At 75.5% G+C, this 12874-nt stretch carries 12 protein-coding genes, 1 tRNA gene and 1 pseudogene; 8 read left to right on the top strand and 6 right to left on the bottom strand.

Translation table 11 applies throughout. The features are described 5' to 3' along the window. Positions 1–116: 116 nt before the first annotated feature. Both ACN27B_RS03365 and ACN27B_RS03360 read right to left on the bottom strand, forming a co-directional pair. Complete coding sequence (locus ACN27B_RS03365) at positions 117–635, bottom strand: AAA family ATPase (protein WP_422743450.1); 519 nt, start codon at positions 633–635, stop codon at positions 117–119. Positions 636–796: 161 nt separating this feature from the next. Further along, positions 797–869, bottom strand: a tRNA-Arg gene (locus ACN27B_RS03360). Positions 870–1038: 169 nt separating this feature from the next. Here ACN27B_RS03360 and ACN27B_RS03355 point away from each other — a divergent pair. Next, positions 1039–1773, top strand: coding sequence for a hypothetical protein (locus ACN27B_RS03355; protein ID WP_099163946.1), 735 nt, complete (start codon positions 1039–1041; stop codon positions 1771–1773). Between the two features lie 5 nt (positions 1774–1778). Here the strand turns inward: ACN27B_RS03355 and ACN27B_RS03350 are convergent, their stop codons facing one another. Both ACN27B_RS03350 and ACN27B_RS03345 read right to left on the bottom strand, forming a co-directional pair. Beyond that, positions 1779–2804 (bottom strand): alpha/beta hydrolase, encoded by a 1026-nt coding sequence (locus tag ACN27B_RS03350; protein ID WP_172967935.1) that lies wholly within the window; start codon positions 2802–2804, stop codon positions 1779–1781. 78 nt (positions 2805–2882) lie between these two features. Next, a complete protein-coding gene (locus ACN27B_RS03345; RefSeq protein WP_099163947.1) occupies positions 2883–3293 on the bottom strand; it encodes an HPF/RaiA family ribosome-associated protein in 411 nt (136 codons plus the stop codon). A 284-nt stretch (positions 3294–3577) separates the two neighbouring features. Between ACN27B_RS03345 and ssb the strand changes: the two genes are divergently transcribed. From ssb to ACN27B_RS03330, 3 genes are all read left to right on the top strand, one after another. Then, positions 3578–4513, top strand: coding sequence for a single-stranded DNA-binding protein (gene ssb, locus ACN27B_RS03340; protein WP_422743447.1), 936 nt, complete (start codon positions 3578–3580; stop codon positions 4511–4513). A 92-nt stretch (positions 4514–4605) separates the two neighbouring features. Further along, a complete protein-coding gene (locus ACN27B_RS03335) occupies positions 4606–5688 on the top strand; it encodes a cobalamin biosynthesis protein (RefSeq protein ID WP_422743445.1) in 1083 nt (360 codons plus the stop codon). After that, entirely contained in the window at positions 5685–7229 is a 1545-nt protein-coding gene (locus tag ACN27B_RS03330) for a cobyric acid synthase (protein ID WP_422743443.1), read from the top strand. The genes ACN27B_RS03335 and ACN27B_RS03330 overlap by 4 nt, the downstream gene beginning before the upstream one ends. A gap of 34 nt (positions 7230–7263) precedes the next feature. On the opposite strand, the gene ACN27B_RS03325 is transcribed toward ACN27B_RS03330, so the two are convergent. Further along, positions 7264–7665: a rhodanese-like domain-containing protein gene (locus tag ACN27B_RS03325; RefSeq protein ID WP_091571639.1), complete on the bottom strand. Its 402-nt coding sequence runs from the start codon at positions 7663–7665 to the stop codon at positions 7264–7266. A 111-nt stretch (positions 7666–7776) separates the two neighbouring features. Here ACN27B_RS03325 and ACN27B_RS03320 point away from each other — a divergent pair. The 4 genes and pseudogenes from ACN27B_RS03320 to ACN27B_RS03305 all read left to right on the top strand — a co-directional run. Next, positions 7777–8477 (top strand): annotated as a pseudogene (locus ACN27B_RS03320) (uridine kinase family protein); the annotation flags it as partial. After that, on the top strand, positions 8452–9813 hold the full coding sequence (locus ACN27B_RS03315; protein WP_099163950.1) for a dipeptidase: 1362 nt from the start codon (positions 8452–8454) through the stop codon (positions 9811–9813). The pseudogene ACN27B_RS03320 and the gene ACN27B_RS03315, both read left to right, overlap by 26 nt. A gap of 221 nt (positions 9814–10034) precedes the next feature. Continuing rightward, on the top strand, positions 10035–10241 hold the full coding sequence (locus ACN27B_RS03310) for a hypothetical protein (RefSeq protein ID WP_091571646.1): 207 nt from the start codon (positions 10035–10037) through the stop codon (positions 10239–10241). A gap of 170 nt (positions 10242–10411) precedes the next feature. Further along, the gene (locus ACN27B_RS03305; protein ID WP_099164940.1) at positions 10412–11995 is read left to right on the top strand and encodes an ATP-dependent DNA ligase; all 1584 of its coding nucleotides are present in this window, start codon (positions 10412–10414) and stop codon (positions 11993–11995) included. Positions 11996–11999: 4 nt separating this feature from the next. Here ACN27B_RS03305 and ACN27B_RS03300 read toward each other — a convergent pair whose 3' ends face one another. After that, positions 12000–12815 carry an SURF1 family protein gene (locus ACN27B_RS03300; protein ID WP_091571652.1) on the bottom strand — a complete coding sequence of 272 codons (816 nt, stop codon included), beginning with the start codon at positions 12813–12815 and terminating at the stop codon, positions 12000–12002. Positions 12816–12874 lie beyond the last annotated feature (59 nt).

Below are 12874 nucleotides of genomic sequence, written 5' to 3'. Positions count from 1 at the left end.
GGTTGAGGCGGATCTCCTCGTCGGGCAGTCGTCAGCCCGTCCAGCCTGTCCCGGACGGTGACACTGTGGAGCCCACCTGCTCGCGGCTGCGCGTGCCGTACACGGCCTTCAGCTCGTCAGTCGGCGGCCACCTCCACAATTTCCTCCCCCTCGCCGAACGGCGGCTCGAAGCTTTGGAGGTAGCGGTCCAGCAGTTCGTCGGTGATCGGAAACGCGGCGTTGGCGTCGAAGCGCTCAGCTCGCGCATGGAGACGCTGCCGTAGCAGCGCCGGGTCGGTCTTCAGGTAGACGAGGCGCCAACGGGCCCCGGCCTGCTCGATCAGCTCCTTGTACGCCTGGCGACGTGACCGTTGCCAGAAGCTGGAGTCGATGACGACGTTGCGATGCTGTGCGATGAGTGAGAGCAACCGCTCCCGCACAGCCTGCCTCGCGACTTCGGTGTGCATCTCGTACCGGTCGGGCTCGTAGTCGATGCCATAGCGACCGAAGCGACGCCAGATCTCCTCATCGACGGACAGGCGGACGTAACCCATGGCCTCGAGGCCGTTGGCGAATGTCGTCTTTCCCGCGCCAGCCACCCCGCACATCAGGACGACCTCAGGTTGTTCGGGAAGCCCTGCTTCGTCCGCTCTCATGGTCGCCAGGGTGGCGGACAGGACCGGCGCTGTCGCCTGGAATTCGGCTACGAAGCCGCGAAGCACCTCGTCGGCTGACTCGGCTGCACGAATGGCCGTACGGAGGCCGTGGAGATCTTCCCGACCGGGAGCGGAAAGCCGCTGACCTGCGGTGGTGGGGGTGCGCCCGGCAGGATTCGAACCTGCGGCCTTGGGATTAGAAGTCCCCTGCTCTATCCGCTGAGCTACGGGCGCGCGCCGACGATCGTCGCGCCAAGAGGGTACCGCCGGCTCCGGCCCGCCCGGGGGTACGGGTCGGCGCGTCCACGTCGTCGCCCAGCGTCCCATGCCGGGGCCCCGCCCGGCATCCCGGTTCCGGCGGGTCCCGGGCCGGCGGCCACGGCGCGGTCCGTACCCTCGGCGGATGCTGCTCGACCAGGAAACCGAGAACGAGATCGTCTTCGAGCTGTGCCAGCTGCTCGGGCGGGCCATCCTGCCCGTCACCGGGTCGGCGGGACCCGGCGCGGCGGTCGGCACGGTCGGCACCGCCTTCTTCTACAGCGAGCTGGTCGGCGCGACCGACGACGGGGAGATCGCGCACGAGTGGCTGCTCACCGCGGACCCGGTCACCGCTTCCGCGTACGGGGAGATCGGGCTGCGGCCGAGCGTCACCGACCCGGCCGAGGGGGCGGAGGAGCCGATCGAGCTGCCCGGCTTCGCCGACCACTGGCTGCACCTGCCGGATCTGGGACTGGCCGCGATGCCCACCGGCGGGCTGCACGGCTACGCCGACGACCGGGGCTGGCGCTGGCGTACCCAGCAGGTGACCGAGGCGGTGGCCGCGCCGGCCGACGCGGTCGCCCGGATCGGCGCGGCGCCCGCCTCGGCGTTCGTGCTGGCCCTGGGCGTGGGGGAGGACGGGTCGCGGCCCCTGGAGGCGGTGGTCGAGCGGGTCGCGCGGGACGGCGACGAGGTGCGGGTCACCCGCGAGCTGCCCGCCGGGTACGTGGGCGCGCCGGTGTTCGCGGTCGAGGCCGGGCCGGACGGCGGGCCGGCGCTGCGCTGCCTGGGCGTGCTGCTGCCATCCGGCGGGGGCGGACACCCGGTCGCGACGTTCGACCGGATCCGGGCGGCGCTCGCCGAGGTGGTCGACGGCTGACCGGGTCAGCCGTCGGCGGTCGCCCCGGCCGGCTCGTCGGCCGGCCGGCGCGGGGCCGGCGGCGCGGACTCCGGCTCGGTCGGGCCGGCCCGGAGGAAGCCCTCCGCCCAGCGCCCGACCTCCGCGAAGACCTTCTCGCGTACGACGGGACTGGACAGCGTGAGGTCGTGCAACCCGCCGTCGAAGCGGGCCAGGGTGACGTGCCGTCCGAGGCGGGGCGCCCAGCGCACCATGTGCTCGACGTCGAGCACCGCGTCGGCGAGCGTGGCGTTGTCGTGCCACTTCGCGCCCCGGAAACTGCGGGTGGAGCACGCCAGCAGCACCGGCACCGGGATGTCGAGACCGGCCCGCAGCCGGCGCTGGCCGGCCCGGATCGCGTTGATCCAGCCGGCCCGGACCGGGAACCCGGCGAGCGGCTTCCAGGCCAGGTCGTAGCGCCACTCGCCCCGGTGGTCGGCGTGCAGGCTCTCGCCGTACACCGTGCCCAGCCCGAACGGCAGGATGCGCTGCGGCGCCCGACGGCCCAGGCGGGAGACGGCGGCCGCGAGGGGCCGGCGGACCACCCAGGGGGCGTTGATGTCGAAGAAGGGGCTGTTGAGCACGATGCCGTCGACCAGGCCGGCGTCGCGTCGGGCGTCCGCCCACAGCGAGATGATCAGGCCGCCGGTGGAGTGGCCCATGGCGAGCAGGGTGTCGTGCCCCTCCTCGGCCCGGATGATCTCGGCCGCGGCGTCCAGCTCGGGGAAGTAGTCGGCCAGGTCGCGGCAGAAGTTCGGGGTCTGGTGCGGGAGCAGGCTGCGGCCGTACTTGCGCAGGTCGAGGGCGTAGAAGTCCCACCCGCGCTCGGCGAAGAAGTCGGCCACGTGGGTCTGGAAGAAGTAGTCGACGAAGCCGTGCACGTAGAGCACGGCGCGGCCGGTCGGGCGGTCGGCCCGCCGGCGGACCAGGGTGGCGACCACCGGGCCCTCGTCGTCGGTGCCCAGGTCGATCGTCCGCCGCTCGTAGGGCGCTCCCAGCACGTCCGGTTCCACGACCGCGACGGTACGCCGCCTCGCTACCCGGCGGTAGCCCCCGCCCGCCGGCACCGTGCGGGCGGGGGCGTACGGGGCTCAGGCGGTCTCGGCGTCCTCGCGCGCGGTGGCCTGCACCGGAACGTCCTCGGGCTGGTCGACCGCGCGCAGATGCTTGTTGCTGCGCGGCTCCTGCCGGGTCTTCGCGTCGTTCAGCTTGCGGCGCAGGTCGTCCCGGACGTCGTTGAGCGCGGCGTGCAGGTCCTCCTCGGTCGAGGTGGTGACGATCTTCTGCCGGCCGGCGACCCAGCACTCCAGGGTCACCTTCTGGCCCCGGGCCTCACGGTCCTTGACCGACACCTCCAGCTCGGTGGCGTCGGCGTGGAAGCCGGCGAGCCGGGCGTCCAGCGTCGCGAACTGCTCGGCGATCCAGTTGCGGTCGCCCTGGGAGAACCCGGCACCGACCCGCAGGCACTCGGCCACGGTCGCGGGGTTCGCCACGGCGCTCATCGCCCTGCCTCGCGGACGTCTCGGAGAAGCATCGGCGCTCCCTTTCTCTCGGTTGATCAAGTACTTACCCAGCCGGCGTGATTCCGGAACGCCCTCCGCCGGTCACATTCCGATCATGCGTCGCCGCAGGTCGGCACCGTAGGGTCCGTGGTCCTAGCAGACCGGGACCTTGATCAGGGGGTTGTCCACAAGGCGGTCCGTCGTCCACAGGCGGGGCGCCGGCGGTCGAACCGACCGGGCGAAGCGGCCACGCTCTGCCGGACAAGCCGATCCCTGGAGGGGCGATGTTCGATACGTACGTCACGATCGTCGGCAACGTGCTGACCGCGCCGGAATGGCGCCGGACCACCCAGAGCGGGACACTGGTGGCCAACTTCAAGGTGGCCTCGACCGCCCGCCGGCTCGACCGCGACAGCGGCCGCTGGGTGGACGGCAACAGCCTGCGCGTGCGGGTCAACTGCTGGCGCCGGCTGGCCGAGGGAGTGGCCGCGTCGGTGGCGGTCGGCGACCCGGTGATCGTCGCCGGCCGCCTCTACACCCGCGACTGGACCGACGAGGCCGGCACCCACCGCACGCTCTACGAGCTGGAGGCGGTCGCGGTCGGGCACGACCTGTCCCGGGGGCGGGCCCGCTTCCTGCGCAACCAGCCCCGCGCCGCCACCAGCTCGGTCGAGGACGCGGAGGCGGAGCAGCGGGTGCACGGCGAGGCGACCGCGCCGGTGCCCGACGCGCAGGCCCCGGCCACGTTCGACGACCGGCCGTTCGACGACGACTTCCCGCCGCCGGAGTTCGGGGCGGCGCGGGTCGGGCTCGCCGGCCGGATCGAGCGGGCCGGCGAGCCCCACCCGTTCGACGCCCGCCCCGACGCGGCCGGCGGGTTCGACGGCGCGGGCGGCGCCCACGGCGGGCTCGGCCGCGCCGAGAGCCGGCCGGGCGGTGGGGACGGTCGGTTCGGCGGCGCGGTCCCCGACGGGGACGCCTGGCCCACCGGCCTGGACGCGGGCGAGCACGACGAGTTGGCGGCCGACGACGGCGACGAGCCGGTCGAGGTCGGGGACGACGAGTTGGCCGAGGTCGACCTGCCGGAGACCGACCGCGCGGGCGGTGACGAGCCGGGCGACCCCGGGCCGGGTGACGGGAGCACGGGTGGCGCGGGCACGGGCGGCGTCGGGCCCGCCCCGGGTCGTCGCGGACGGCGACGGACCCCGGTGCCCGCCTGAGCGTCCGGCCGTGCGAACGGGGGCGCGGGGTGGCGACGACGACGTGGCCACCCCGCGGTACGGCTAGGCTGGCCGGCCGGAGGTGGTGACGGGTGCGGCAGGCGACCGCCATGGCGAACGCGACCGGGCTGGTGGCGGGCTACGCGCTCGACGCGCTGCTCGGCGACCCGCGCCGGTGGCATCCGGTGGCCGGCTTCGGCCGGTCTGCGGGCGCGCTGGAGCGCCGGCTCTACCGCCCCGACCGGTCGGCCGGCGCCGCGTTCACCGCGCTCGCGGTCGGCGCGCCGGTGCTGCTCGGCGCCGCCGCCACGCTGGCCACCCGCCGGCATCCGGCCGCCCGGGCCGCGCTGGTCGCCGCCGGCACCTGGACGGTGCTGGGCGGGCGCACGCTGCGGCACGAGTCCCGGGTGATGGCGCGGGCGCTGCGTCGGGCCGACCTGCCCGCCGCGCGGGCCCGCCTCGGTCACCTCTGCGGCCGCGACCCGTCCGCCCTCGACGAGCCCGAGCTGGCCCGGGCCACCGTCGAGTCGGTCGCCGAGAACACCTCCGACGCGGTGGTCGCGCCGCTGGTGTGGGGCGCGGTCGCCGGGCTGCCCGGCCTGCTCGGCTACCGGGCGGCGAACACGCTCGACGCCATGGTCGGCCACCGCTCGCCCCGCTACGCGCGCTTCGGCACCCCGGCCGCCCGCCTGGACGACCTGCTCAACCTCGTGCCGTCCCGCCTGACCGGGCTGCTCACGGTGGCCGTCGCCCCGGTGGCGCACGGCGACCGCGCGGCCGCCTGGCACGTCTGGCGGCGGGACCGGGCCGACCATCCCAGCCCGAACGCGGGCCAGTGCGAGGCGGCCATGGCGGGTGCCCTCGGCGTCCGGCTCGGTGGGCGCAACGTCTACTTCGGTCGCTCCGAGACGCGGCCGTTCCTCGGCGACGGCCCCCGCCCGGAGGCGCGGCACCTGAAGCGGGCCGCCCGCATCTCCGGCGCGGTCGGGGTGGCCGCGCTCGGCCTGGCCGCGCTCTACCCGGTGACCGTCGGCCGGCTGGCCAGTGCCACCGGCCGCGCCGCGGCGCGCGGGCTCCTGCGCGCCGCCGGCCGGTCCACCGCCGGCCGCGTCCTCGCCGGCTCGGCCCCGGTGGGCGGCGGCGCGCGCGGCGCGCGGCGGGGGAGCGGGCGGTGAGCGGCGGCCTGCTGGTCGCCGGCACCACCTCGGACGCCGGCAAGAGCGTGGTCACCGCCGGCATCTGCCGCTGGCTGCGCCGCCGGGGCGTCCGGGTGGCCCCGTTCAAGGCGCAGAACATGTCCAACAACTCGGCGGTGGTGGTCGGCCCGGACGGCCGGGGCGGCGAACTGGGCCGGGCCCAGGCGATGCAGGCTGCCGCCTGCGGGCTCGCCCCCGACCTGCGCTTCAACCCGGTGCTGCTCAAGCCCGGCAGCGACCACGCCAGCCAGGTGGTGCTGCTCGGCGAGGCGGTCGACACGGTCACCGCCGGCAACTTCCACACGCTGCGGCCCCGGCTCGCCGCCACGGCGTACGCGGCGCTGGCCGAACTGCGGTCCGAGTACGACGTGGTGATCTGCGAGGGCGCCGGCAGCCCGGCCGAGATCAACCTGCGCACGGGCGACTACGTCAACCTGGGCCTGGCCCGGCAGGCCGGCCTGCCCACGGTCGTGGTCGGCGACATCGACCGGGGTGGGGTCTTCGCGTCGATGTTCGGCACGGTCGCGCTGCTCGACGCCGCCGACCAGGCGCTGGTCGCCGGCTTCGTGATCAACAAGTTCCGGGGTGACCTCGGGCTGCTCCGACCGGGGCTCGACATGCTGCGCCAGGTCACCGGCCGTCCGACGTACGGGGTGCTGCCCTGGGCGCTCGACCTGTGGCTGGACGCGGAGGACTCGCTCGCCTACGGGCGGGTGCTCGGCCGGCCGGCGGCGCCGCGGGGCACCGACTGGCTCGACGTGGCGGTGGTCCGGCTGCCCCGGATCAGCAACGCCACCGACGTCGAGGCGCTCGCCACCGAGCCGGGCGTGCGGGTCCGGCTGACCGTGGAGCCGGCCGAGCTGGCCGCCGCCGACCTGGTGGTGCTCCCGGGCTCCAAGTCCACCGTCGCCGACCTGGCCTGGCTGCGCGAGACCGGCCTGGCCGACGCCGTCCGGGCGCACGCCGCCGCCAACCGGCCGCTGCTCGGCATCTGCGGCGGCTTCCAGATGCTGGCCCGGGTCGTCCACGACCCGGTGGAGAGCGGCCGGGGCACCGTCCCCGGCCTCGGGCTGCTCCCCGTCGAGATCACCTTCGACGAGCGCAAGACGGTGCGCCGCGCGGTCGGCACCGCCGCCGGGGACGTGCCGGTGCACGGCTACGAGATCCACCACGGGCGGGTCTCGGCCGCCGACCCGGGTCTGCCGCCGCTGCTGCGCCACGCCGACGGCACCGGCGAGGGCGCCCGGCTCGGCGCGGTCTACGGCACCCACTGGCACGGCACGTTCTCCTCGGACGCGTTCCGCCGCCGCTTCCTCACCGAGGTGGCCGAGGCGGCCGGGCGGACCGGCTTCAAGGTCGCGCCGGACACCTCGTTCGCCGCCGCCCGGGAGCGGATGCTGGACCTGCTCGGCGACCTGGTCGAGGAGCACCTCGACACGGACGCGCTCTGGCGGCTGATCGAGTCCGGCCCCCCGCCGGGCCTGCCGTTCGTGCCACCCGGCGCGCCGCGGACACCGTGACCGCGGGGTCCGGGCGGGGAGCGGTCGGCGCGACTCAGTGGCGCACGTCGGCCGGCCGGTCGGACATCGGCAGCCCGGCCTCCCGCCAGCCCTGCACCCCGCCGATCATGTCGGTCGCCTGCCGCAGGCCCAGCGTCTGCAGGCTGGCGGCGGCCAGGCTGGAGCTGTAGCCCTCCCGGCAGACCACCACGATCTCGCGGTCGTACCCGGTCGCCTCCGGGATGCGCCAGGCGCTGGCCGGGTCGAGCCGCCACTCCAGCACGGTGCGGTCGATGACGATCGCGCCGGGCAGCTCACCCTCCTCGCGGCGCTGCGCCTCGGTACGCGTGTCGATGAGCAGCGCGCCGCCGCGGACCGCCTCGACGGTCTCGTGCGGGGTGAGCCGGCGGAGACCGGCGCGGGCCTGTTCCAGGAGGGCGTCGACGCCCGGACACATCACGTCATGGAGCACCCCCCGATCATGCCCAGGGTGCCGCCACGCCGCCCGGTGAACGGGTCCGCCCGGGTCGCAGGATCCAGCGGACGGGGGAACGTTAGCGTCGGTCGGGTGAACGTGGCGGTGGTCGAGGCGTACGCCGATCTGGCCGGGCGGGTGCTGGCCGGGCCGGCGCGGTTGGGGCGTACCCGCCTGGTGGCGGTCGACGGGCCGAGCGGCGCGGGCAAGAGCGTGTTCGCGACGCGCCTCGCGGACGCCCTCGCGGCGCGGGCCGGCGGGGACCGGCCGCCGCTGGTGCGCACCGACGACCTGCTCGACGGCTGGGACGACCAGCTCACCTTCTGGACCCGGCTGGAGGAGTGGGTGCTCGGGCCGGTGCGGGCCGGGCGGCCGGGCGGCTACCGGCGGTACAGCTGGGTCCGCCGCCGCTTCCTGGACCGGGTGACGGCGGTGCCGGCCGGGCCGGTGCTGATCGTGGAGGGGGTGAGCGCCGCCCGCGCCCTGGTGCGCCCCGAACTGACCCTGTCGGTGCTGGTCACCGCGCCGGCCGAGCTGCGGCTGTCCCGCGCGCTGGCCCGCGACGGCGCGCAGGTCCTGCCGGAGCTGCGTCGCTGGCACGCGGGGGAGCGGGCGCACTTCGCCGCCGACGGCACGGTGGCGGCGGTGGACCTGGTCGTCGACGGCGCGCCGGCGGTGCCGCACGACCCGGACCGCTACTACGTGCGGTTCGGCCGGCGACCGGGCTCGGACACCGTGCTCGGGTAAGGCCGGCATACGATTCCGGTCATGACCTCACCGATCATCTCCGAGTCCGAGGTGCGGGCCGCCGTCGAGCGCGAACTGCCCGGCGTCCGTGCCGACCTCGAACGCCTCGTCCGCATCCCGGGCATCGCCTTCGAGGGCTTCGACCACTCGCACGTGGAGCGCTCCGCCGAGGCGGTGGCCGAGCTGCTGCGCGGCTGCGGTCTCGACACCCGGATCGTCCGGTCGGGCGGCCAGCCGGCGGTGATCGGGACGAGGGCGGCCCCGCCCGGCGCGCCCACCGTGCTGCTCTACGCGCACCACGACGTGCAGCCGGTCGGTGACCTGTCGCTGTGGGAGTCCGACCCGTTCGAGCCGGTGGAGCGCGACGGCCGCCTCTACGGCCGGGGCGCCGCCGACGACAAGGCGGGCATCATGGCGCACGTCGCCGCGCTGCGCGCGTTCGGTGACCGGCTCCCGGTCGGCGTGGTGCTCTTCATCGAGGGCGAGGAGGAGTACGGCTCGGACTCGCTGGAGCGGCTGCTCGCCGAGCACCGCGACGAGCTGGCCTCGGACGTCATCGTGATCGCCGACTCCGCCAACTGGGACGTCGGGGTGCCGGCGCTGACCACCTCGCTGCGCGGCATCGTGAACTGCTTCGTGGAGGTGCGGACGCTGGAGCACGCGGTGCACAGCGGCATGTTCGGCGGGGCCGTTCCGGACGCGCTCACCGCGCTGGTGAGGCTGCTCGGCACGCTGCACGACGACGCCGGTGACGTGGCGGTGGAGGGCCTGGCCGCCCGCGAGGGCGCCAGCGTCGACTACCCGGAGGACCGGTTCCGCGCGGAGGCCGGCCTGGTCGACGGCGCGCGGCTGTTCGGCACCGGGCGGATCACCGACCGGCTCTGGACCAAGCCGGCGCTGGCGATCCTGGGCGTCGACGCGCCGTCCACCGGGGAGGCCCCGAACGCGCTGGTGCCGTCCGCCAAGGCCAAGCTGAGCGTGCGGCTGGCGCCCGGCGACGACCCGAAGAAGGCGTACGCGGCGCTGACCGCCCACCTGGAGCGGCACGCGCCGTGGGGCGCGCGGGTGACGGTGACGTTCGAGCACGACGGTTCGCCGTGCGTCATCGACGCGACCGGCCCGATGTTCGACGCGGCGCGGGCGGCGTTCCGGGGGGCCTGGGACGGCACCGACCCGGTGGACATCGGGGTGGGGGGCTCGATTCCGTTCATCGCCACGTTCCAGGAGATGTTCCCGCGGGCGGCGATCCTGGTGACCGGCGTGGAGGACCCGCACGCCCGGGCGCACGGGCCGAACGAGAGCCTGCACCTGGGCGAGTTCGCCCGGGTCTGCCTGGCCGAGGCGTTGCTGCTGGCCAAGGTGGCCGAGGCGGGCCGCGCCTGACCGGCACGTCCGGACGGCGTCGTCACGAAGAGTGACGGTCGTAGGGGAGTTGAGGTGGTCGGAGCGATATACCGGTGAGTCATGATTATGCCGCTGAGGTATATCGCTCCTGACCGACCTCTCACCTCGCCGACGACGCGCCCGGTGTCGAAACCGTAACTTCGGGGCGGATGTCGGAGTTTGCGGTGTGTCGGCCGGCTGGGTGTTATAGCCTTTCGAACATGCGTACGAACGACGAGATGGCGCGGCTCCAGGCCGCCGTCCGTGCACTGGGGGACGTCGACGTCTCCGCGTGGCCCGAGGCCACGCTCAAGGAACAGCTCGGTGAGCTCTCCGCCACGCTGGTCACCCTCGACGCGTTGCTGACCCGGGTCGCCGACGGCGTGCGCGGGCGCGGCCTGCGCGTCGAGGAGCCGGTCTCGGCCTGACCTTCGTCCCGGTCCCGGAGCGATCCGGGCCCGTCCCCGGGGCGCGCGGCCCGGCGACCGGCACGCCCGGGTCGTCGCGTCCGAGCTTCCGGCGGTCCCGGCGACACCCGTGTGGTGCGCCGGGCCGCCGGAAGCGCCCCGCCGTCACAGGTCACTGGCAGGATGTGCACGTGCGTTTCGCGGAGCTGGCGGCCACCTCGGCCGCGGTCGGCGCCACCGGCGGCCGTCGGGCCAAGGTGGAGCTGCTGGCCGCCGCGTTGCGCGCGCTCGATCCGGGCGAGATCCCGGCCGGCGCCGGCTACCTCGCCGGCGAGCTGCGTCAGCGCCAGACCGGTGTCGGCTGGGCGGGTCTGCGTGACCTGCCCCCGCCGGCGACCGAGCCCACCCTGACCGTGGCCGCTGTCGACGCGGCGATCGAGGAGATCTCCCGCATCGGGGGCGCCGGCTCCCAGGCGCGGCGGCGTGAGCTGGTCGGCCGGCTCTTCGCCGCGGCGACCGCCGACGAGCAACGCCTGCTGGTCGGCCTGTTCCGGGGTGAGCTGCGCCAGGGCGCCCAGGCCGGCCTGCTCACCGAGGCGGTGGCCCGGGCCGCCGACGTGCCGGCCACCGCCGTGCGGCGCGCGCTGCTGCTCGCCGGCGACCTGCGGGCGGTGGCGGTCGCGGCGCTCACCGGCGGCGCCGCCGCGCTGGCCGGGTTCGGGCTCCAGGTGGGCCGGCCGCTCGCGCCGATGCTGGCGCAGAGCGCGCCCTCGGTCGACGAGGCCCTCACCGCCACCGGCCTCCCCGCCGTGGTCGACGTCAAGCTCGACGGCATCCGCATCCAGGTGCACCGCTCCGGCCAGGACATCGCGGTGTTCACCCGCAGCCTCGACGAGATCACCGGCCGGCTGCCCGAGGTGGTGGCCGCCGTCCGCGCGCTGCCCGCCCGCGAGCTGGTGCTCGACGGCGAGGCGATCGGGCTGGACGCCACCGGCCGTCCACTGCCGTTCCAGGAGACGTCCAGCCGCGCGGCCCGGCGCACCACGCCCAGCACCACCGGCCGCACCCCGGTCGCGCCCGCCGTGCTGGCCGCCGCCGAGCGCACCGGCGAGCCGGTGCTGACGCCGTACTTCTTCGACCTGCTGCACCTCGACGGCGCCGACCTGATCGACGAGCCGGGCCGCGAGCGCTGGGCGGCGCTGGCCGGGGCGGTCGACCCGTCGCTGCTGGTCGGCCGGGTCGAGGTGGACGACGTGGCGCAGGCCGGCGCGGCGTTCGCGGCGGCGGTCGACGCCGGTCAGGAAGGGGTGGTGGTCAAGGATCCCGCCGCGCCCTACGACGCGGGCCGGCGCGGCTCGGCCTGGGTCAAGGTCAAGCCCCGGCACACGCTCGACCTGGTGGTGCTCGCGGTCGAGTGGGGCAGCGGCCGGCGTCAGGGCTGGCTGTCCAACCTGCACCTCGGCGCCCGCGACCCGGGCACCGGCGAGTTCGTCATGCTCGGCAAGACGTTCAAGGGGCTCACCGACGAGCTGCTGCGCTGGCAGACCGAGCGCTTCCTGTCGTTGGCCGTGGAGAAGGGCGACTGGGTGGTGCGGGTCCGGCCGGAGCAGGTGGTCGAGATCGCCTTCGACGGGGTGCAGACCAGCAGCCGCTACCCGGGCGGGATGGCGCTGCGTTTCGCCCGCGTGGTGCGCTACCGGGACGACAAGACCGCCGCCGAGGCGGACACGATCGACGCGGTGCGGGCGATCCACGCCGGCCGGGTCACCGGCTGACGGATCAGGTGGCGGCGGGCTCGGCGGCCCGGTCCACCGGCTCGCGCGGGCCGTCCAGGCCGGCCCGTCGACGCGCCTCCCGGCGGGCCACCCAGCCGTAGCCGACCAGGCTCATCACCGCGAAGATCCACCACTGCCAGACGTAACCGAAGTTCTGCCAGTTGTTCGTGTGCCCGATCGGCACCGCCTGGAACGCCGGGTCGGCGGCCGGGGTCTGCCCGTCGAGCAGCACGTAACCGCCGGTCACCGGGTAGGGCAGCTGCTTCGCCAGGCGGGGGATGACGATCCGCCGGGCCTCCAGCTTGCCGTCGCGCCGGTCCACCCCGCCGCCACCGCTCTCGCTGCCGACCACCCGGCCGGTGACGGTGACCTCGCCGGTCGGCGCGGCCGGCACCGAGGGCTGGGCGGTGGCGCCGGCGCCCGGCGCGGGCGGGACCCACCCGCGGTCGACCAGCACCGCGCTGCCGTCGGCCAGCACCAGCGGCGTGAGCACCTCGAAGCCGACCTTGTTGTCCACGGTCCGGCCCCGGATCAGCACGACGTTCGCGGTGTCGTAGCGGCCGGTGGCGGTGACCCGGCTCCAGGTGAGCCGCTCGGCCGGGGCGGGACCGACGCTGCCCGGGCCACCGGTCGGTGCGGGCAGCGCGTCGCGCAGCGGCGCGGGGGTCATCGTGGCGCCGGCGTCGATCCGGTCGTTGATCGCCGACCGGCCCCGGTAGCGGTCCAGCTGCCAGTTGCCCAGGAACACCATCACCGTGGCGGCCACCAGCGTCAGCGCGAGGTAGCCGAGCCAGCGCGGGGTCAGCAGGAACCGGTACACGTTGGCCAAGGCTACCCGTATGAGCGGGGCCACTCGCGGCTGCCGGGCGGAACGGGACG

It is taken from the genome of Micromonospora sp. WMMD754, assembly GCF_049315235.1.
Lineage (GTDB): Bacteria > Actinomycetota > Actinomycetes > Mycobacteriales > Micromonosporaceae > Micromonospora > Micromonospora sediminicola.
The sequence above is the reverse complement of the archived record's forward strand: the minus strand, read 5'-3'. Positions and strand labels throughout refer to the sequence as shown.